The following is a 20,609-nucleotide window of genomic DNA, read 5'->3' on the forward strand; positions in this document are numbered from 1 at the left end:
CACGTGGCCGCCGAGACCGCGCAGAAAGCCGAAACCGCGCAGAACCAGGTCAGCGCCACGGCATTGGGTCCTTGGCCCGGAACGGATCCTGCTGAGGCAGCCCGGATCATCCGCGGCGAACTGGGCAGCCCGCACCTGCCGTTCCTGGCCGAGCTTCCGGATCGTGGCGTGGGCTCGGATGCCCTCGGCCGGACGGCATCGCTCCTGGTCGAGCTGGCCATCGATGTGCAGCCGCACGGCTGGCGCCTGGTTGACCGCCCGGGGAAAGACCTGCGGCGTGCGAAGTCCGCCCTTGCCACCGACATCAATATCCTCGCCGACGTTGCCGGCTCGGAAGAATCCTCCGCCGACGAACTCAAGATTCAGCTGCGCGGCCCCTTGAGCCTAGCCGCGGGCCTTTACTTGCATAACGGGGAGCGCGCCCTTCTTGACTACGGCGCCCGCAGGGACATTGCGGAGTCCTTGGCCGCCGGAGTCGCCGAGCACGTATCCAAAGTCCGCGCTGCCGTGCCCGGCGCCGCGATCGTGGTCCAGCTCGACGAACCGGACATCTCCTCCGTGCTGGCCGGCACCATCCCGACGGCGAGTGGCTACCGCACCCTGCGTTCCATCCCTGGCGAGGAAGTCACGGGAGCCTGGCGGTTGGTGATCGACGCGCTGCGGGCCGCAGGAGTGGCCGAGACCGTGGTTTCCGTTCCGGAAATCGAAGCCCCGATCCAGCAGATCCTCTCCTCCGGAGCTGACGGCGTCGCCCTACCGCTCAAAGCACTCACTACGCGCCAATGGGAACAAATTGCCACTGCGGTGGAAGCGGGCAAACGCCTATGGGCCGGCGCTTTGCCCGTAGGGAATCCACGGGCAACCCTGCCACGCACCGCCGAGCTCGTGGACACCGTCTGGCAACCGTGGCGCCAACTCGGTCTGCCGGCGTCGAGCCTGGGTGCCGTGCGGGTCACGCCGTCGGACGGCCTGGCCGGATTCTCGCCGTCGGGGGCTAAAGAGGTTCTTAACCGCTTGACCCAGATTGCGGATGGGCTCAACCAGATCGCGCTCGGTTAGCCTGCCGTCCGGGCCCTTCTAGACGCGCCGTTCCCAACGGTCCGGCTCGGCGTAACGGGGGAGCCCGACGGCGGCAGTGGCGGAACGCTTGGCAACTGCACCATCGTTCGCGGGCAGCGAGGGCGCCAAACGGTAGTCGAAGGAGCCGGCATAGACCAGCACCAGTCCGACCTGCGGCTGAAGCACCTTCACCTGGATCCGATGCTTTCCTTCTGCCGCATCCCACCACTGCTCTGCATAGGCTTTTGCGTCGAGGGAAGCCGGCAAGCTGAGCCTCAGCGGCCCCAGGAACAGGCGTGATGCACCCGAGACACCGCGAAGACGCCCTTCCGCGGTGACATCCAGGTCCAACGCCGTGGCCAGCCTGCGGCATCGGCCCAAATAGTCGACCAAGCGGGTGCCACCGTCGTGGGCGGCCTCCGCGACAGTGGTGTCATGGAACAAGCGGGTGTGCCCGGGAAAGAATATTTCACGCCGGGCCGTGAGGCTGGACCGTCCGAAGGGATCAAGGTGCGCATGATTTTCGATGCGGAACGGGATGCGCTCGCCGTACTCGGGGAAGAAGGCCTCTTCGCCGGCAACCGTGGCAAGGAGTGGGCGGAGCCACTTCTGCCTGCAACCGACCACATCGAATACGCCCTCGCCGATTCCGTAAGATCCGGAGCCCGGGGCCAGGGAGAAATAGTCCTGGAGTTCGGGCTGCAATTGCCGGAACTTAGCGCCCAGCGCCAACTCGTAGATGGGTGTGCTCATGTGCTTTCCTCGGATTCCGGGTTGTTGATATCTGGACTGGGCGCCTGGCAAGGCTATAAGCGTCCCGCGGCCTTCAGCCGAATGTACGCATCCGCCAGGAGCGGCGGCAGTTCCAACGGCTCGGCGTCGACTACCTCCGCGCCAAGCTGGCGCAATTGGGCGCTGACGGCCTCACGGTCCAGCAGGGCACGTTCGGCGGCGGAGGCACGGAAGACCTGGCTCGCCGTCGTGCGTTCTTCCTTCATTCGGCCCAGCAAGGGGTCCCGCACCGATCCAAGCAGCACGACGTGCTGCCGTACGAGTTGCGCCACCAAAGGAATGAGTCCTTCTTCGGGTGCGCCGCTGTCGAGCGAGGTCAACAGGACCACAAGGGAACGGTGCGCCGAAATGGCCCGTACTTGAGCCGGGATCTGGGTCCAGTCCATCTCGATCAGTTCCGCCTCCAGCGGAGCCATGGCCTGGACCAAGGAGCCGAGCAGATTGCCTTTGGCCGCTGAATCGACGCGCCCGCGGACGCGCCTGTCGAAAGCGAAGAAGTCCACGCGGTCTCCGCCCCGCTCTGCCAGCACCGCAAGCAGGAGAGCCGCTTCCATCCCGGTGTCCAGGCGGGGCTCGTCGTCGATCCGGGCTGCTGCCGTGCGCGAGGTATCGAGCATGATGACGACGCGGCGGTCCCGTTCGGGTCGCCAGGTCCGGACGACGACGGCGGTGCGCCGGGCGGTTGCCCGCCAGTCGATGGAGCGCACGTCGTCGCCCCGGACGTAATCGCGGAGGGAATCGAATTCCGTGCCGGCCCCGCGGATCTGCACGGCCGCTTTGCCGTCGAGCTCCCGGAGTTTTCGCAGCTTGGACGGCAAATGCCGCTTGGAATGGAACGGCGGCAGAACGCGAAGACGGCCGGGAAGGGTCACGGTGCGTTGCCTGGCAGCCAGGCCGAGCGGGCCGAAGGAACGGAGCGTTACGTGCGGTGCCGACAGGTCCCCGCGCCGTGTTGGCTTCAGGGCCACCGACATCCGACGCCGCTCACCAGCAGGGATTTCAACACGCTGGACCGGGGCGACCGTCCCCGCGGAGGGTTGCCACGCGTCACGCACCACTCCGCGGAATCTACGGCGATTGCCGTTTTCCAGCGTCAGAACGGACTCCGTGTCCGCGTGCAGGGTGACATTCCCGGGATCCTTGCGTTGAAGGGCGATTTTGGCCGGGGACGCGGCCAGCAGGAGGTCGGACAACACCAACGCCAGCAGCAAGGCGGTGGCGAGAAGGACCGTACTCCAGGCGGGAAACAGCAGCAAGGGGGCCAACGCGGCGAAAACGAGCAGCACAAAGCGGCCTGTGATCGCCATTCAGTACTGCCCGAAGTAGAGAGTCATGAGGCGAGGCCAATCAGCGCGGCACGGGGACGGACGCCAGGATGCTGCCAAGGACATCATCTACATGCACACCGTCCATTTGGGCTTCGGGTCGCAGTCCGACACGGTGCCTCAAACACGGCAACGAGAGCGCTTTGACGTCGTCGGGGGTGACGAAGTTGCGCCCGGACAACCATGCCCAGGCACGCGAGGTGTTCAGAAGCGCCGTCGCGCCGCGCGGGGAGACTCCCAGCTGGAACGACGGCGCTGCCCGCGTCGCCCGCACGACGTCCACGATGTAGCCGAGGATCTCGGGGGCCACTGTCACTTCGGCCACCGCGTCGCGGGCATTCTGGAGTTCGGCGACGCCCGCTACTGGCCTGACTCCCGCAGCCAGCAAATTGCGCGGATCAAATCCTTCCGAGTGCCTGCGGACCACTTCGATCTCTTCGGCACGTCCGGGCAGCGGCATGGAGAGCTTGAGCAGGAAGCGGTCCAGTTGCGCCTCGGGCAGGGGATAGGTGCCCTCGTACTCGACAGGGTTTTGGGTGGCGGCAACAATGAACGGCGACGGCAAAGGCCGGGAGAGTCCGTCCACGGATACCTGGCGCTCCTCCATGGCTTCCAGCAGCGACGCCTGGGTCTTGGGCGGCGTTCGGTTGATTTCGTCGGCCAGCATGATGTTTGTGAACACTGGTCCTTCGCGGAAGGTGAATTCCGAGGTGTGCGAGTCGTAGACGAGTGAGCCGGTGACGTCGCCCGGCATGAGGTCCGGAGTGAACTGGACGCGCTTCGTATCCAGGCTCAACGCGGTGGACAAGGCCCGTACCAGGAGGGTTTTGGCGACGCCCGGAACACCCTCAAGCAGTACGTGGCCACCGCACAGCAGCGCGATGAGCATGCCCGACACCGTTGCATCCTGCCCGACCACGGCCTTGCCTACTTCGTGACGGACGTCCAGCAGGGCTTTGCGGGCAGGGTCGGACCGGGTAGCCGCCTGCGTTGGCTGCCCCTGCGACGCCGGGCCGCCCGGGTAGCCATAGCTGCCGTCGGTGTAGCTGTTTGCTTGATTGCTCATTGCGTGATTACTCATGGGGCTGTTGCCTCCTGCTCGAGTGTTTCGATGCTTTGTGCCCAGTGGACGAGTTCTGATTCGGTGCGTGGCCGGTGGTCCAGCAGGAGCATGCGCAACTCCTGTGCAGGCTGGTTGACCTTTCGGGACACGGCATCGAGGACGGCCTCCGCGCGGGCTTCGGGGCCGAGCCGGAAGTGCTTGGCAAGCCTGGTCAAAGTGCCGGCCCGGAGATTGTCGGCGGCCTGGCCGACAGCGCGGGAATCCTGATAGAGACGGGCACGGCCTTCGGCGGTCTCTACAGCCTTGACCACCACCGGCAGCGGCTCAAACACGAGCGGACCAAGCCGCCTGCCCCGCCACAGCACAGCGAGCAACGCGACCACCGCCAGCCACAATCCCAGGAAGCCAACCCACGGCGGCGCCAATTCCTCCAGCGTGGGCGGTGTGCCATTATTCGGTACGTCTCCAAGGCCTGGCAGATACCAGACGAGATCCGGCGTTGGCCCGAGGGTCCGAAGAGTCAGTGCGGCATTGCCCTCTACCTGCAGGAGATCGTTGCTGAGAACGGCCGTGCTGCCGAGAACCACCAGCCGACCGTCCGCACTGGCCGCGTACATGCCTCCGTCGTTGCTGCCAGGCCGGTAGCACGTCACATCGGCTCCCGTGTAAAGGAACGCGCCCTTGCCGGAGACACGCCCCGCAACAAGTGGATCCGTTTGCCCGCACCCTGCTTCCAACGTTGACGTCCCGTTGGGAACCACTCCGGCATGACGGATCTCGCGGCTCAGCCCCGTCAGGGTTCGGAAGCCGGGAGCGATGACCACCACGCGGTCGGCCGATTGCAGCAGGCTGTGCAACTGGGCGGAATCGAGATAGCCGTTGCGGTCATACAACAAGACGGTGGCGCGTGGTTTCCCGGCCAGCAGCGAGGTTGTCGTCGCGAATGAATCGGATTCCGTGACCGTGACTCCGTGCCGCCGGAGGATTTCGGCCGCAGCCATGGCGCCATCAGGAGCGGCATTGCGGGCGGAGAGGGGTGCCGTGTCCGTGTTCGTCGGGGACTGGAACACAGTGACAGATCCGAGTACCGCCACGATGGCCCCGATGATGATCCAGGCCATATGGCGGCGCAACCAACCCCGCAGTTGCGCGGACCACCGGACTGTTTGAGTGTCCGATGTCATCGCGGCACCGCCAAACCGTTGGCGGACTGCCCGGCGAAATCAGGTTTCATGGCCGATAGTCCGGTGTCCAGTGAGAGGACGGCTGCATGGTCGGAAGCGGTGGCGGTCGCCTTTCCGTATTTCACGCCATCGAAAATCCTGGCGGCTTCCTCAAGCCGCGAACTGGCGTCCCCGAACGCGCGCCCCAATTGGGCAGCCGCCTCGTCCGCGGTCCGGCCAGCCTGGACGTCAATGACTGCCCGGTCCTCCGCAGAGCGAACCACGGCGCGGAACTGTTCGACGACGGCCGTTTGCCAGTCTTCACGGCTTGCCGCTGCAGATGCGCGGGCGCGGAACGTATCGGCATCAACCGTCGGCTCGCCGTCGAAAACCTTCGCCGACGCCTTCTTCCGCGCGTTGAGCCTCGGCCTGACGACCATCACGGCAACCACAATGAGGACCACGGCCAGGACGCCGATCAGCGGCACGCCGATATTTGCCCCACCCATGGAATCGCCGTTCAAGGAACGGAGCCAGTCGACGAACTGATTCCATACCTCGCCGATCCAACTTGGCTTGGCCGATGCGTACTGCTGCTTGGACAGTTCTTCGGCCGCCCACCGCTGGGCCTCGCCGCGGTCCGGATCAACGGGAGGCTCGATGGCAGGGAGAAGAAGAGCAAGGGACGCGGAGACCGGGATCATCCTTGTGGGGTACCCTGGGCGGTGTTCGGCGGCCATGGATGCGCACCGACTTGACGTGCCCTGCGCCGGCCGGGAACGCCGTCGGGATCTTCCCCGGTCTCCAGAAGCCGCAGGAGCTCCACGTCCAGCCCGTCGCGTCGCATCCTCAGGTCCATGTAGATCAGGGCTGCTACGGAGGTTTGGAAAGCGAAGCCAACTGCGCTTACGAGGACCCCTACGACCAGCGAGGCCACGGCGAGGACAATCGCCGTCGTGGTCACTTGTGCGGCGCCGGCATGGGGGGCGAACACGGAGTTTATTCCACCGGAAGCCAAGCCCAGGGGAATCTGGATGACCGACCCGATGATAAATACCATGAAGGCCACCAGCAGCGTGATTCCGAAGATCCGCCACCAATTCCGGCGCGTCAGCGTCCACGAGCGCCGAAGACCGGCGAAGACGCCGAGTTCTTCTACGGTGATGGCGGCCGGGGCCACCAACAGTTTCGTATAGATCCAGAAAAATACGACGGCCGCGCCGAAGACCAACGGGAAAAGCAAGAGCACCCCGGCCGGACCCAATCCGGCCAGGACGAGGACGGCCAGCAAGAACAGGACCAGGAAGAACAACAATGATCCAGCAAGGAGGAGGGCGGCAAGTCCTACCAAGGGCCAGATACGCGAGCGGGCCAAGGACCACATTTGCTTGAACCCCGTGGGCCGGTTCAACGCGGATCTGGCGACGGGAATGGCCATGACCCCTTGAAGGACGGCTGTGAGCACCATAGTGAGCAAGGAAATTCCCATGATCCCTGCAGTGGCGCCAACGGCCGGGCCAAGATACCGCATCGCCTCGTCCTGGCTCGTGAATCCTCCTACGGGAGGTTCGACCATCCCGAGCATGCCCAGCGCGGCCACCTCGTTCAATGCGCCGGCAACGGCCTGGACAATGAGGGCGGAGCCGAACATGGTTTTGGCGTTCCGGCGGACGGTCTGGAATGCACCGTCCATGATTTCACCGAAGAAGAGCGGCCGGAGGGGCACGATTCCGGGTTTCGGGGGAGCCACATAGCGGGGCTGGCCGTACGGCGGCGGACCGCCTGCCGGCCAGCGCGGATCGACCGGCGGGCCCCACGATTGCCCCGGATACTGCGGCACGCCCCATTGCGGTGGGGTGCCCCATTGTGGCTGGGCGCCCGGTTGCGGCGCGCCCCATTGTGGCTGGGCGCCCCACGGTGGCCGCGGTCCCTGTTCAGGCCGGTAACCCGGATCGGGTTGTGACACGTTTTCCTCCCCAAAAGATGCGTCCGCGGCAATGCACGGACCCCGAAAGGGGCCGTTCGCACCAGCCTATAGTTCCGCCGTCGCGCCTCATAGCCCATTTGCTTGCGGGCTGCAGCGCGCCATGCCGTGATCGGGCTCAACGGGACAAAGGCTTGGTCATAAGGGAATATATAACTATGAAGGCACGCATCCTGGTAGTAGACGACGACGAAGCGCTGGCCGAAATGATCGGCATCGTGCTGCGGAACGACGGCTTCGACCCGGTTTTTTGCGCGGACGGCGGACAAGCGCTGGAGGTGTTTCGTTCCTCCAAACCGGATCTGGTACTGCTTGACCTGATGCTGCCCGGATCGGACGGCATCGAAGTGTGCCGCCAGATCCGCGGGGAGTCGGACGTTCCCATCGTCATGCTCACCGCCAAATCGGACACCTCCGACGTCGTCCGCGGCCTTGAATCCGGTGCTGACGACTACGTGCCCAAGCCTTTCAAGCCAGCCGAGCTCGTGGCCCGGGTCCGCGCCCGGTTGCGTCCGGGCGACCAGAAAGCGCCCGAGACCCTGCGGATTGCCGACGTCACCATCGACGTCGCGGGCCACTTGGTGACGCGCGGCGGCGAGCGGATTTCGCTGACACCCCTGGAATTCGATCTGTTGGTCGCGCTGGCGCGCAAGCCCTGGCAGGTCTTCACCCGCGAACTGCTCCTTGAGCAGGTGTGGGGCTACCGCCACGCTGCCGACACCCGGCTGGTCAACGTCCATGTCCAGCGCCTGCGGTCCAAGATCGAGCGTGACCCGGAAGCTCCCGAAGTTGTATTGACGGTTCGTGGTGTCGGATATAAAGCAGGCGCCTGAGTCTTCCACCGGCGAGCCCGGCACCGACCAGGAGGCCCCGGAGGCCAAGGTCAAACACCCCGTTTCAGGACATCCTGTCCCGGAACACACGGACGCCCGGGCATTGAATCTCCCGTGGATCCTGGAGCGCACACGCATTTGGACGCGCCGCGCCCTGATCCTGGCACTGCGTGTCTCCCGCCTCGTGGTGACCGGACTTCGCCACATCCGGCCAGGGATCCGGTACTTGTGGCGCGCCTTGCTGCGCCGTTGGCGCCGCTCCCTCGAATTCAGGACCGTCGCGGTGACAATCGTGCTGTCGATGGTGTCGTTTGCGGTGGTCGGCGCATATCTCTCGAACCAAATAGCGAACAACCTTTTCCAGGAGCGTTTGAAGCAAGCCGAGTCCGAAAGCCGCTACTACGTCAAGCAAGTCCAGGACACCTTTGACGGGTCACAGGCCAACGACCAATCAAGCGTCATCACACTTGTCTATGACACGCTCAAAGCGGTGGAAGGCAACGGCTCGGTCATCCAGAGGAGATACGTCTTCGAAGCGATGCCCGAACAAACCAAACCGCGCAACCGCTGGGTGGAATCGCGGGCCTCGGATCAGTTGACGGTCCGCGTCATTCCTCCGGCCCTTCGCAAGTCTGTGCAGGAATCGGGCAAGGACCAGTACTGGGCTTCCACCGAGTTCCCCGTCGGCAACCAGGACCACCCCGGGATCGCGGTCGGGAACAAAGTCACCTTCAATGGCACGGTCTACGAGCTCTATCTCCTCTACGACCTGGATACCGCCCAACAAACCCTGGACGAAATCCAGAACGTGCTGTGGGCGGGCGGAGCCGCACTCATCCTCATGATCGGCGGTATTGCCTGGTACGTGACCAGGAACGTCGTGAGTCCGGTGAGCCATGCCGCGGTCGTCTCCGAGAAGCTGGCCGCAGGCCAGTTGCAGGAGCGGATGGTGGTCAAGGGCGAAGACGAGGTGGCCAGGCTGGGCGCCTCCTTCAACCACATGGCCGCGAGCCTGCAGGAGCAGATTACGCAGCTGGCCACGTTGTCCCAGATGCAGCAGCGGTTCGTTTCCGATGTGTCCCATGAACTGCGGACACCGCTCACGACCGTTCGGATGGCAGCCGAAGTGTTGTTCGACGCCCGCGATGACTTCGACCCCATCAACAAGCGTTCCGCCGAGCTGCTTTACAACCAGGTGGAGCGCTTCCAGTCGCTGCTTTCGGATCTGCTGGAGATTTCCCGCTTCGACGCAGGGGCCGCCGTGTTGGACTCCGAGCCGACGGACATCTTCCAAGTCGTTTCCCATGTCATCGACGGTGCCTCTCCCGTTGCCGCCGAATATGGCTCCGAAGTTCGCCTTACCTCGCGCCACAAGCGGATCATCGTGGAGATGGACGCCCGCAGGATCGATCGCATCCTGCGGAACCTGCTGCTCAACGCCGTCGAACACGGCGAGGGGAAACCGGTCCACGTTTCCGTTGCCGCCAACCAAGAGGCAGTCGCCATCTCTGTGCGTGACTTCGGCATAGGGATGACCCCGGCAGAAGCCGCGCGGGTCTTTGATCGTTTCTGGCGCGCCGATCCCGCGCGTGCGCGGACCACGGGTGGCAGCGGACTGGGACTCTCCATCGCCGCAGAGGACACCAAGCTCCACAACGGTTGGTTGCAAGCTTGGGGGCGCAAGGGATCCGGTTCCAACTTCCGGCTGACGCTGCCTCTCAAGAAGGGTGGCACCATCGTGAAATCACCGTTGCAGCTTGAACCGGCAGACATCCATTTGCCGGGCGCCGCTCCTGAGCGCCAGATGCTCGTATTGGATGCCGGCGATCCGCCACTCGAGCGCGGTTCCGCCGCGGACCCGGGGCTGGAAGACACGCCGGCGCCGCCACTACTGCCTCCCGTACTGCCCGCCGAACTGCCCGCCGTACTGCCTCCGGCAGGACACGACGACGACGACCAAGCCGAAGGGGGAACGGCACCTTGAGTTCCCGACGCCCGTACCTCTCCCGACGCCCGTACGTGTTAAGGGCCGTGATCGCCGTTCTTGCTGTCCTCATGGTGGTCCTTAGTTCCTGCGCCCAGATCCCACGGTCTGGTCCGGTGGGAAAGAGCAAGGACGAAAGCGCGGGCAACCCGAACGCTCCTGTTTTCTTCCCGCCGCCGCCCCACCCCGGTGCCACTCCGGAGTCCATCATCGAAGACTTCTATGGTGCAGGCAGCGGTTACGAAGGCGACTACGCCGTGGCCAGGCAGTACCTCACGCAGGCGCTGTCCGTCAGCTGGAAGTCCGACAAGCGCACGCTCGTTTTCCGGAAGGCGACCGTCGTCAAGACCGGTGTGGAAAACGAATTCAAGTACCAGCTGGACCTCGCCTACGCGGTCGACGCCGACGGCGTTGCGACGCAGTTCCCCGAAGGAACCACCGAGACAATTCCGGTGACCCTGGAACAGGTCGACGGCGAATGGCGGATCTCGGCGGTCCCCGACGGCACCGCGATACCCGAAGAGACGTTCAAAGTCATCTACGCGGCCCAGCCCATCTATTTCTACGACCCGACCTTCACCTATGCGGTTCCGGACGTCCGGTGGTTCATCAAGAAGAACACCGTCAAGGCAATGACCAGCGCCTTGCTCGACGGTCCTGCGCCCTACCTCCAGGGTGCGGTTGTCAGTGCCTTTCCCTCCGGCATGAAGCTGGCCAGGGAGTCGGTCCCGGTGGTGTCGGGAGCCGCCCAAGTGGACCTTTCCGCCAAGGAACTCGTGGATGCGTCTGCCGAGGACCGGCAGCGGATGCAAAACCAGCTGACCCTGACTTTCCGTAGCCAGCCGGACGTGGTCAATGTTCAGTTGCGTGCCGACCAGGATCTGGTCCGCGTGGAGGACAACGGCTCGGTCCTGCCGCCCGTGCTTGAGAAGAATGCTCCCGCGCGCCAAATCGCCGTCAGTAACAACGAACTCGTCCGCTACGAGAACAACAGGGTCTCGGCCCTCCCGGACATGCAGCCGGTGGCCGGACTGAACCCTAGCGCTCCCGCCGAGTCCCCGACGTCCCAGGCCGTGGCCTTCCTCAACAGTGCCGGAACCAGCCTGTATTCGATGATTCCCGGCCTACCCGCCCGTCAACTGACAACCAGGACAACCCTGAGCCATCCGTCCTTCAGCCCGCAGGACTGGGTCTGGACGGCAGGTCCAGGAGCCAACGGGGCCACCGAGGTGGTGGCGTTCAAACCGTCCAACGTTCCTCTTGGACAGCCCGTCCCCACGGTGACGATGGCGCCGGCCTGGTTGGCAGGGCGCGTCGTGAGGGACTTCCGGATATCCCGCGAAGGGACGCGCGCACTGGTGATCTCCGAGATGAACGGGAAATCATCGGTGCAGGTGACCGGAATTGTCCGCAATCCTGACGGCACCCCCAAAGACCTGACTGCACCCATAACCTTGTTCTCTTCCGCCCCTGTTGATCAAGGGGTCTGGGTCAATTCCACGACGGTCGCGGTGATGAAAGCTTCGTCAACGGAGAACGTGGTTCCCGAGCTGTTGTCCTTGACATCGAGCCAGCCGCAGTTGTTGCCGGCATGGCCGAACCTGACGACTATCAGCGCGGGCAACGGACCCGAGCAGATTTTTGGACAGTCGGGCGCAGGCGTCTTCCAACGGGTCGGCAATGGGTGGGAATTGCAACTCAAGGGTCCGGTAGACCCCTCCTTCCCGGGCTAGTCCCCGCCGCCTCCCTAACCTCGCTTCGCTCGGCCAGGGAACCCGGGCGGCGTGGGCCCACCCACCGCCTCCCAGCCTTCGCAAGCTCAGGCCGGGGCCCTCGCCGGCGTGGGCCCACCCGCGGCCTCCCTAACCTCGCTTCGCTCGGCCAGGGAACCCGGGCGGCGTGGGCCCACGTTCCGACAACGTCGCCACTTGTTCTCCACATAGCGCGGTTGGGGAGTGTTGTCAGCCGTCGAGGAGCCGGATGCTTGGGGCATGGGTACTGTGGGCCGTTGCCGGGTGCGTGACCCTGACCGCACTGTGGTCCCGAGTGACGACGCACGCCATCGGGGAGTCCATCCTGCACGATTGGCGAGGCTCGCGCAGGGCGTCGGTGAGGCCTTCGTCGAGCTGCTGGCTGTTCTGGCCCCTGTCGAATGTGTGTGCTGCGGTTTCGAAGATTCGGCCCTCTGCGGCACCTGTGCACGGCGCCTGCGGCTGCTATGCGCCCGTCCGTTTCGCGCCGAAGGACAGGCACCGGCTTTGCTCACGGCGGAAGGGGCCGTGATCCTGCCCGTCGTCGCGGGCGGACACTACCGGGACGAACTGGCCCAAGCCCTGCTTTCTTTCAAGCATCTGGGCCAGGGACGGCTCGCCTCCGTGCTCGCGCCTGCACTGGGCAAGGCCATCCGGTCTGCCGTTGGAGACGCGGCAGGCGTCTGCCTTATACCTGTTCCCAGCAGTAACGCGGCTTTCCGGCGCCGCGGATTCAGTCCGGTCCATCTCTTGCTTGGCCGCTTGGGACAACGTGGCGCTTTGCCGGGTCTGCACATGACGGATGCCTTGAAGAAGGCGCCCGGACCGGGAAGCGGGCAAAAGGGCTTGGGCCGCGGAGAGCGTGCGCGCCGTGTCCGTGGTTCCATGACCGTTCGCCTGTCCCGCAAAAGGTCATTGGAGGGCAGGGCATGCGTCATCGTCGACGACGTCCTCACTACGGGTGCGACCCTCGCCGAAGCCGCCCGGGCCGTGTCGTCGGCGGGAGGCGTGGTGTGTGGAGCGGTGGTCCTTGCCGCCACCCGGCCGCCGGCCGGCAGCGACCAACCTGCGGACGGGCTGGACACCCAGCCCGCGCCGACTCAAACAAAAAATAAGTGACGAAAGGATGAATTACCAGTGGCGATGAACTAACGTCGGTTATGGGTACCAAGAACAGATGTACCTGTCGATAGCGGCTCGGAAAGGGGCTCGACTGTCCGTCAGATCAGCCCCTAGAAGCGCCCTTATCGTGTCACCTGAGTTGTTTGGAGGGCACCATGGAGTTCATGATCAGCGGCCGTAATCTGACCGTTTCGGATCGCTTCCGCGAGTATGCCGGCGAGAAGATATCAAAGATTGAATCGCTTGGGGACAAGGTCCAGAGGGTCGACGCGAAGGTTTCAAAGGAAACCAACCCGCGCCAGACACCGGGCCAGCTCACGGTCGAAGTGACAGTTCTGGGCCGGGGCCCTGTGATCCGGGCCGAAGCGAGCGCCGCTGACAAGTTTGCCGCCTTTGATCTCGCCTATAGCAAGCTGCTGGAGAGGCTCCGCAGGGCCAAGGACCGCAAGAAGGTCCACCACGGCCGCCACACCCCCAAAGCCGTTCGTGAGGCTACTGCGACGCTCGAGCCGGCCAGCGCGAGCGAACCCATTTACGTAGAGGCAAGCAACCACCAGGAGCCAACGACGCCACCGGTGGAGACCTCGCCCTACGACGTCGACAACGACATTCCGGCCGGTGATTCCCCGGTCCTGATTCGTCGCAAGGTTTTCCCCGCCGCTTCGCTCACCCTTGATGACGCGGTGGACAACATGGAATTGGTGGGCCACAATTTCTACCTGTTCGTGGACAAGGAAACCAACACGCCGTCGGTCGTCTACCGCCGCCGTGGCTGGACATATGGAGTAATCACTCTGGACTCCACATGCGAACCAGGAGACGAACCCGTGGAGGAAAAGATCCACGCTTACCGTTCGAATGACCAAGCCGCCACAGCCTAGCTTGCATTCGTAATTCCCATGAAAGGACTGGCATGGCCGCTTCGCTGAGCCTGTTGCAGGCACGGCGGATTGCATTGGCAGCCCAAGGACTGGACAAGGAACGGCCCACCGGCCCCGTGACTTCGCGGGCGGTGGGCCGCACCTTTGCCCGCCTCCACGTGGTGCAGATCGACTCCGTCAATGTCCTCTCGCGCAGCCACTACCTTCCTTTCTTCTCAAGGCTTGGCAACTACGACCGGAGCATCCTTCATGCGATGGCCGGGCGAAGTCCGCGGCGCATGATGGAATACTGGGCGCACGAGGCGAGCTTCATCCGCCCGGAACACTTCCAGGATCTGCTGCTCTGGCAAAACCGCGCATGGGTGGGCGCAGCCCACTTGGAACATGGACTCCGGGAGGACATGGCCAACCGGATCCTCGATACGCTCGCGACCGGGCGCCCCATGACTGCCGCACAATTGACGGCCCACCTAGGGCACCAGGAAGACCGGCAGCACGATAACTGGGGGTGGAACTGGAACCTGGTCAAGAGGGTTTTGGAGCACTTGTTTGAAGAGGGGCTCGTGACGGCCGCGTCGAGGACGGAGCAGTTCGAACGCCGGTACACGCTGACATCGCGGGTCCTGCCACCGGGATTGCCTGCGGTCATCCCCCGAGCAGGAGCCCTCCCGGACGGCGGCTCCGAGCTGTCGACGGCGGCAATGGACCGACTGATCGACGCGGCAGCCCAGGCCCATGGAATCGGATCAATCCGCTGCTTCGCCGATTACTTCCGGACTCCGGTGAAGGCAGCTGCAGCATCGATCGACAGGCTCGTTGCCGCCGGCCGCCTGGAGCCCGTCACGGTGCGTGGTTGGGACCGGGCCTTGTACCGGCACGCGGAGGCCCGTCTTCCCAGGGCCGCCACGGGCCGTGCCTTGCTCAGCCCGTTTGATTCACTGGTCTTTGAGCGTAGAAGGCTCGAGGAGTTGTTCGGCTTCCATTACCGGATCGAGATCTACACGCCTGCGGAGAAACGCAAGTTCGGGTATTACGTGCTGCCCTTCCTCCTTCGGGACGCAGTGGTCGCGCGCGTAGACCTCAAGGCCGACCGCGCAGCCAAGCAGCTTCTGGTGCGTGCCGCCCACGGCGAGCCGGACGCTCCGGCGGACACCGCCGTCGAGCTTGCCGCCGAGCTGCGGCTTATGGCGCAGTGGTTGGGGCTCGACGACGTCGTCGTGTCACCGATGGGCGATCTCTCGTCGCCGCTTGCCTCGGCAGTGGCCCGCGGCTGAGGTCATGGGTCTCCGGCGGTGGCCTGCGGGCGCCTTGCGCTCCGCTCTCAGGGAAACGGGGCCGCGTGGCGTTGGTCTCTCCCGTAGACTGAAACCGCCAGAATTCGGCAGCTTGAGACTGGGAGCAACTTTACGTGGCATCACTTATCGAAAAACTTCTCCGCACGGGTGACAAAAAAACCCTGAGGCAACTGCGGACCTACGCCGATTCCATCAACGCCCTCGAAGACTCCTTCAAGACCTTCTCCGATGCCGAATTGCGCGAGGAGACGGACAGGCTGCGCGCCCGCCACGAGGACGGCGAGAAGCTGGACGATCTCTTGCCGGAGGCTTTCGCAGCGGTGCGTGAAGCTTCCTCCCGCACCTTGGGGATGCGCCACTTCGATGTCCAGCTCATGGGTGGGGCCGCCCTCCACCTGGGCAATATCGCCGAAATGAAGACCGGTGAAGGAAAGACCCTTGTGGCCACCGCTCCGGCCTTCCTCAATGCCCTGACAGGCAAGGGCGTGCACGTCGTTACAGTCAACGACTACCTCGCCGAATACCAGTCCGAACTCATGGGCCGTGTCTATCGCTTCCTTGGCCTCAGCAGCGGTTGCATCCTGTCGAACCAGGATCCCGAAGTGCGCCGTCAGATGTACGCGGCAGACATCACCTACGGCACCAACAACGAATTCGGCTTCGACTACTTGCGCGACAACATGGCGTGGGACAAATCCGAGCTTGTGCAGCGCGGCCACAACTACGCGATTGTTGACGAAGTGGACTCCATCCTCATCGACGAAGCCCGTACTCCGCTCATTATTTCCGGTCCTGCCCAGGGTGACACCAACCGCTGGTACAGCGAATTCGCCAAGGTCGTGCAGCGCCTCCAGGCTGAAGTCGACTACGAGGTCGACGAAAAGAAGCGGACGGTCGGTGTTCTCGAAGCCGGCATCGAGAAGGTCGAAGACTACCTCGGCATCCAGAACCTGTACGAATCCGCCAACACCCCGCTTATCGGCTTCCTGAACAACGCCATCAAAGCCAAAGAGCTCTTTAAGCGGGACAAGGACTACGTCATCCTCGACGGCGAAGTCCTCATTGTTGACGAACACACCGGCCGTATCCTCGCCGGACGGCGTTACAACGAAGGCATGCACCAGGCGATCGAGGCCAAGGAAAACGTCGAGATCAAGGCTGAGAACCAGACTCTCGCCACTGTGACCTTGCAGAACTACTTCCGCATGTACTCCAAGCTCTCGGGCATGACCGGCACGGCTGAAACCGAAGCCGCCGAGTTCATGAGCACCTACAAGCTTGGCGTGGTACCCATTCCCACCAACCGGGACATGCAGCGCATCGACCAGTCGGACCTCGTGTACAAGAACGAAATCGTGAAGTTCGAAGCCGTCGTGAAGGACATCGCGGAACGGCACGAGAAGGGCCAACCCGTGCTCGTCGGCACTACCAGCGTTGAGAAGAGCGAATACCTTGCCAAGCTGCTGGCCAAAGAGGGCATCCGGCACGAGGTCCTGAACGCAAAGAACCACGCACGCGAGGCCGCGATTGTCGCGCAAGCGGGACGCAAGGGCGCCGTCACGGTCGCCACCAACATGGCTGGCCGCGGTACTGACATCATGCTGGGCGGAAACGCCGAGTTCACGGCCATCGCCGAACTGGCAAAGCGGGGCCTGGACCCTGAGGAAAACTCCGAGGAGTACGAGGCCGCATGGCCCGAAGCGCTCGAAGCGGCCAAGCAGGCAGTCAAGGACGAGCATGAGGAAGTGCTTGAACTTGGCGGGTTGTATGTGCTGGGCACGGAACGCCACGAATCCCGTCGAATCGACAACCAGCTGCGTGGCCGCTCGGGCCGCCAGGGCGACCCGGGGGAGTCCCGCTTCTACCTCTCGCTGACCGATGACCTCATGAGGCTCTTCAACTCCGGCGCTGCCGAGCGCCTCATGAACAGCTCGGTACCGGACGATGTTGCACTCGAATCCAAGCTCGTGTCCCGCGCGATCGCTTCGGCCCAGGGCCAGGTTGAAGGGCGGAACGCCGAGCAGCGCAAGAACGTCCTCAAGTACGACGACGTCCTGAACCGCCAGCGTGAAGCCATCTATGGCGACCGCCGGAGGATCCTTGAAGGCGACGACCTGCACGAAAAGGTCCAGTTCTTCCTGGAAGACACCATCAATGCCTTGATCGATGCCGCGACGGCAGAGGGAACCGGCGATGACTGGGACTTCCACCAGCTGTGGACCAACCTCAAGACCCTGTACCCGGTAACTGTTACGGCCCAGGACGTCATCGACGAAGCCGGCGGGAAGGCGCGGGTGTCCGTTGAATTCCTTAAAAACGAGATCCTTTCGGACGCCCAGCTCGTTTACAAGGAGCGGGAAGAAGCCATTGGCGCCGAGAACATGCGCGAGCTTGAGCGCAGGGTTGTCCTCTCGGTCCTTGGCCGCAAGTGGCAGGAACACCTCTATGAGATGGACTACCTCAAAGAAGGCATTGGCCTGCGCGCGATGGCCCAAAGGGATCCCCTGGTCGAGTACCAGCGTGAAGGATTCACGATGTTCCAGAGCATGATGGAAGCCATCCGCGAAGAGAGCGTGGGCTTCCTCTACAACCTGGAAGTGGAAGTAACGCCCGCCGAAGACGTGGTGGTAGTGGATGGCAGCCCTGAAGGCGGTCACGTGGAACATCACGATCCGCAGATCCGCGCGGCCGGCCTCGAAGCCCCGGAAAAGCCTGTTCAGCTGCAGTACACGGCGCCTGGTGAAGACGGCGCGAGCCAGACCCGCGTCGAGGGGAGGGCCTCGGGCCGCTCAGGCAACCCCGCCAAGGCTGCCGCTGATGACAAGCAACGCGGATCCAACAGGAAGAAGCGCCGCTGACACTGCGACTGCCTGACGCATGTAGCTGACGCCCGCAGCCTCCGGACGTTTCCAATAAGCCGATGCCTGCAGCGAAAACGGAGAGGGACCAGAACGCGCGTTCTGGTCCCTCTCCGTTTTCGCGTGCTTTGAACCGGGCCGTCAGCCGATTTCGAGGGCGGTAACCCGCCATGCGCCGTTGATCCCTTCAAGCCTCATGGCTACGGCGCGGGAGCGGAGTTCTTCCGAGACAACCAAGCTGGCCTCGTACACTCCGTCGTTCACCGCGCAGACACGCACGGAACGGACCATTGGACTTCGGTGAAGGCGCGACTGCCCACCCGGGGCGTTGGCAGCATGGGCTCGCGTCAATGCGGCACGGTGTTGAAGGGCGCTGAGGCATCCGGGATCCAGGGTCCGTGAGAGCTGTTGCGCCGGCCGGGTGCCTGCAAGGACCTCGAGCGCGGCTTGGGCGATGCTGCGGGCCAGTGCGCGGATTTCGCCGTCGAGACTGCGGATCTGGGCCGCTTTGCGGGCAGGAGATGGCCCCCCGCCCGACGGCCCGTCCGTTCGGGCTTTCGCACGAGGGGAAGCCATGATCGAACGGGAGGCAATGGGTGGCGAAGCCGCCTGAAGGACTTCATTCGGCACGCTGCGGACGGCTGGTGATGCGCTCATGGACTTCCTCGGTTACGGATCGCTGGTTGGTGGTGGTTGGGCTGGGTCACTGGTTCGGCGGTGGTTGGAGGACCTGACCCGGTAGGAGGAGCCCAGGGTCGTCTCCAATGACATGCCGGTTGGTGGAGTACCACCTCGGCCAGTGGTGGGCAATGTCGACGTCGCTGGCCATGGGGCCCAGCTGCCGGGCGGCAATCGACCACAGTGAATCGCCCTGTTTCACCACCACTTCGCCTTGATTTGGCGAAGCAGGCTGTTCGGCGCCACGCTGCGGCCCGTTACCCAGGAGCCCGGGCGCAGTGGCAGGTGCGCGGGGTTGCCAATGCGGGTTGATCTCCAACGAGCCGGACTCAAACGAGGGAATGGCCGGGCGATGGGGAGAAGGACTAGGGGAGGGTTTCCATTGGGCAGAGATGCCGCTCGACGAGTTTGAGCCGTTTGCTGGGCTCCACGCTGGTTCAAACTGTGCCGGTGCCGCATTCGCCACGGGGATTCCCGCGAGATTCAGGCCCAGAATTGCAACGGCCAGTCTGCGCATGAACGCAGGGCTGAGTTTGGCAGTGGCGCTCGAGCAGCGGTTCTTTCCCATTTGCTGGAGGAGCGCGGCGGCCATTGCCAGGATGAACGTGGCGATCCACCAGGCACCGATCCCCAGACCGGAGGCAGTTGCGACAAATCCCAGGAGGTCTTCGAACATGGGTGTCTGGAGTCGTCCTGCCGCGGAGTTCCATCGGTCAACCAAGATCAGTCCAGTGACAGCGAGCAAAAGGGCGAGCACCAGGATGGTCACCGCCATTGCAACATCGTTCCGAACGGGCCTGTTCGTCTGTTCCATGGGTTCCCCTTACCCAGTTGATGCAAGTATGTGCGATTTGATGCTATTTAATGATGTTTGAATTATTTTGGTCACAACGAGTGGCATTTGTCTAGGACTAGCTTGTCGATGAAGACAGATTGACCGTCGAGGGATGCCCGCTTACGCTGACGCAATGCGTTGGGATGCTCTGTTTGAAGACATGGAGGCACAGTTGGCCTCTGAGCGATTGCTGGGACTTGAATCGGAAATATCAGAGCGGGCACGTGTGGAGATCGCCGGAATCGACGTCTCCGACAGGCTGCGTGGCGCGATCGGCCGGAAGATTGATGTGAAGCTCCGATCCGGAACGCAGGTGTCAGGGACGCTTAGTCATGTCGGGAGCGAATCGGTGGTTTTGGACGAAGGTCGCCACCAGTGGTTGGTGCCCGTCGCGGCAGCTTTGGCGTATCAGGGCCTGGGTCGGCAGGTCCGGGCTGGCCAATCGAAGGCATCACAGCGGCTTGGCCTGGCCAGCGCACTGCGAATGCTGGCCCGTGACAGGGCGGAACTGGCGGTTCATCTGCTTGAGTTGGCGCAGGAGGAGCGGACGATGCGGGGCGTCATTGATCGCGTGGGCAAGGACCACTTTGATCTCGCGGTTATGTTGCCGGGCGAGGTCCGCCGGTCCGGGAACGTCGTATCTGTGGCAACAATTCCGTTCCAGTCACTTGCCGCGCTGCGTTCATTGCGGGGCCAGGACTTCTAGCCCGGCCGGCTCCCCGCCGTCGTTGTCCTGGGGCGCTGGACGGAGATCAGGACGACTTGGATTTGGCTTCTTGGATGATCCTGCTGGCCTCGGCGTAGCGTTCCTCGATGTACTGCTCCAGCATCTTTTCTTCGACGCGCCACTGGCCCCTGCCGCCCACTTGGATGGCCTTGAGCTCACCGCTTCGCACCAGAGCGTATGCCTGCGGCGAGTTGATCTGAAGCTGTTCGGCGACATCAGCGAGGGTGAGGAATCGGGGCATGCATCCATTTTGCCACTG

The 20,609-nt window shown here is 63.8% G+C and carries 18 protein-coding genes; 9 read left to right on the forward strand and 9 right to left on the reverse strand.

Going from position 1 to position 20,609, the window contains the following annotated elements; translation table 11 throughout:
- Positions 1-3 precede the first annotated feature (3 nt).
- On the forward strand, positions 4-1,059 hold the full coding sequence (locus tag AC1DJB_RS02220) for a uroporphyrinogen decarboxylase/cobalamine-independent methonine synthase family protein (RefSeq protein WP_284991549.1): 1,056 nt from the start codon (positions 4-6) through the stop codon (positions 1,057-1,059).
- A gap of 18 nt (positions 1,060-1,077) precedes the next feature.
- Here the strand turns inward: AC1DJB_RS02220 and AC1DJB_RS02225 are convergent, their stop codons facing one another.
- From AC1DJB_RS02225 to AC1DJB_RS02250, 6 genes are read right to left on the reverse strand one after another with little or no spacing between them, the layout of a single operon-like run.
- The gene (locus AC1DJB_RS02225; RefSeq protein WP_441437155.1) at positions 1,078-1,812 is read right to left on the reverse strand and encodes a DUF4166 domain-containing protein; all 735 of its coding nucleotides are present in this window, start codon (positions 1,810-1,812) and stop codon (positions 1,078-1,080) included.
- Positions 1,813-1,865: 53 nt separating this feature from the next.
- Positions 1,866-3,158: a DUF58 domain-containing protein gene (locus AC1DJB_RS02230; protein ID WP_441437154.1), complete on the reverse strand. Its 1,293-nt coding sequence runs from the start codon at positions 3,156-3,158 to the stop codon at positions 1,866-1,868.
- 40 nt (positions 3,159-3,198) lie between these two features.
- Entirely contained in the window at positions 3,199-4,242 is a 1,044-nt protein-coding gene (locus AC1DJB_RS02235) for an AAA family ATPase (protein ID WP_441437153.1), read from the reverse strand.
- An 11-nt stretch (positions 4,243-4,253) separates the two neighbouring features.
- The gene (locus AC1DJB_RS02240; RefSeq protein ID WP_476909856.1) at positions 4,254-5,423 is read right to left on the reverse strand and encodes a DUF4350 domain-containing protein; all 1,170 of its coding nucleotides are present in this window, start codon (positions 5,421-5,423) and stop codon (positions 4,254-4,256) included.
- Complete coding sequence (locus AC1DJB_RS02245) at positions 5,420-6,106, reverse strand: DUF4129 domain-containing protein (protein WP_441437151.1); 687 nt, start codon at positions 6,104-6,106, stop codon at positions 5,420-5,422. Before AC1DJB_RS02245 ends, AC1DJB_RS02240 begins: the two co-directional genes overlap by 4 nt.
- A complete protein-coding gene (locus AC1DJB_RS02250) occupies positions 6,103-7,368 on the reverse strand; it encodes a DUF7847 domain-containing protein (RefSeq protein WP_307053558.1) in 1,266 nt (421 codons plus the stop codon). The genes AC1DJB_RS02245 and AC1DJB_RS02250 overlap by 4 nt, the downstream gene beginning before the upstream one ends.
- A 176-nt stretch (positions 7,369-7,544) precedes the next feature.
- Between AC1DJB_RS02250 and mtrA the strand changes: the two genes are divergently transcribed.
- From mtrA to secA, 7 genes are all read left to right on the forward strand, one after another.
- Entirely contained in the window at positions 7,545-8,219 is a 675-nt protein-coding gene (gene mtrA / locus AC1DJB_RS02255; RefSeq protein ID WP_059387541.1) for an MtrAB system response regulator MtrA, read from the forward strand.
- Positions 8,191-10,203: an MtrAB system histidine kinase MtrB gene (gene mtrB, locus AC1DJB_RS02260; protein ID WP_332601930.1), complete on the forward strand. Its 2,013-nt coding sequence runs from the start codon at positions 8,191-8,193 to the stop codon at positions 10,201-10,203. Before mtrA ends, mtrB begins: the two co-directional genes overlap by 29 nt.
- Positions 10,200-11,936 carry an LpqB family beta-propeller domain-containing protein gene (locus AC1DJB_RS02265; RefSeq protein WP_370872694.1) on the forward strand — a complete coding sequence of 579 codons (1,737 nt, stop codon included), beginning with the start codon at positions 10,200-10,202 and terminating at the stop codon, positions 11,934-11,936. The genes mtrB and AC1DJB_RS02265 overlap by 4 nt, the downstream gene beginning before the upstream one ends.
- Before the next feature lie 258 nt (positions 11,937-12,194).
- Positions 12,195-13,073, forward strand: coding sequence for a ComF family protein (locus tag AC1DJB_RS02270; RefSeq protein ID WP_306961049.1), 879 nt, complete (start codon positions 12,195-12,197; stop codon positions 13,071-13,073).
- A 158-nt stretch (positions 13,074-13,231) separates the two neighbouring features.
- The gene (gene hpf, locus AC1DJB_RS02275) at positions 13,232-13,957 is read left to right on the forward strand and encodes a ribosome hibernation-promoting factor, HPF/YfiA family (RefSeq protein WP_234748144.1); all 726 of its coding nucleotides are present in this window, start codon (positions 13,232-13,234) and stop codon (positions 13,955-13,957) included.
- 32 nt (positions 13,958-13,989) lie between these two features.
- Entirely contained in the window at positions 13,990-15,231 is a 1,242-nt protein-coding gene (locus AC1DJB_RS02280; protein WP_306961046.1) for a winged helix-turn-helix domain-containing protein, read from the forward strand.
- Positions 15,232-15,365: 134 nt separating this feature from the next.
- Positions 15,366-18,110 (forward strand): preprotein translocase subunit SecA, encoded by a 2,745-nt coding sequence (gene secA / locus AC1DJB_RS02285; RefSeq protein WP_441432485.1) that lies wholly within the window; start codon positions 15,366-15,368, stop codon positions 18,108-18,110.
- Positions 18,111-18,251: 141 nt separating this feature from the next.
- Here the strand turns inward: secA and AC1DJB_RS02290 are convergent, their stop codons facing one another.
- Both AC1DJB_RS02290 and AC1DJB_RS02295 read right to left on the reverse strand, forming a co-directional pair.
- Complete coding sequence (locus tag AC1DJB_RS02290; RefSeq protein ID WP_307053561.1) at positions 18,252-18,767, reverse strand: Rv3235 family protein; 516 nt, start codon at positions 18,765-18,767, stop codon at positions 18,252-18,254.
- Between the two features lie 46 nt (positions 18,768-18,813).
- Entirely contained in the window at positions 18,814-19,602 is a 789-nt protein-coding gene (locus AC1DJB_RS02295) for a LysM peptidoglycan-binding domain-containing protein (protein ID WP_441432484.1), read from the reverse strand.
- Positions 19,603-19,756: 154 nt separating this feature from the next.
- Here AC1DJB_RS02295 and AC1DJB_RS02300 point away from each other — a divergent pair, with 154 nt between their 5' ends.
- Positions 19,757-20,329 carry a hypothetical protein gene (locus tag AC1DJB_RS02300; RefSeq protein WP_059387548.1) on the forward strand — a complete coding sequence of 191 codons (573 nt, stop codon included), beginning with the start codon at positions 19,757-19,759 and terminating at the stop codon, positions 20,327-20,329.
- A 46-nt stretch (positions 20,330-20,375) separates the two neighbouring features.
- On the opposite strand, the gene AC1DJB_RS02305 is transcribed toward AC1DJB_RS02300, so the two are convergent.
- Positions 20,376-20,591: a helix-turn-helix domain-containing protein gene (locus AC1DJB_RS02305; RefSeq protein ID WP_059387549.1), complete on the reverse strand. Its 216-nt coding sequence runs from the start codon at positions 20,589-20,591 to the stop codon at positions 20,376-20,378.
- Positions 20,592-20,609 lie beyond the last annotated feature (18 nt).

It is taken from the genome of Arthrobacter sp. 01T428, from assembly GCF_056398685.1.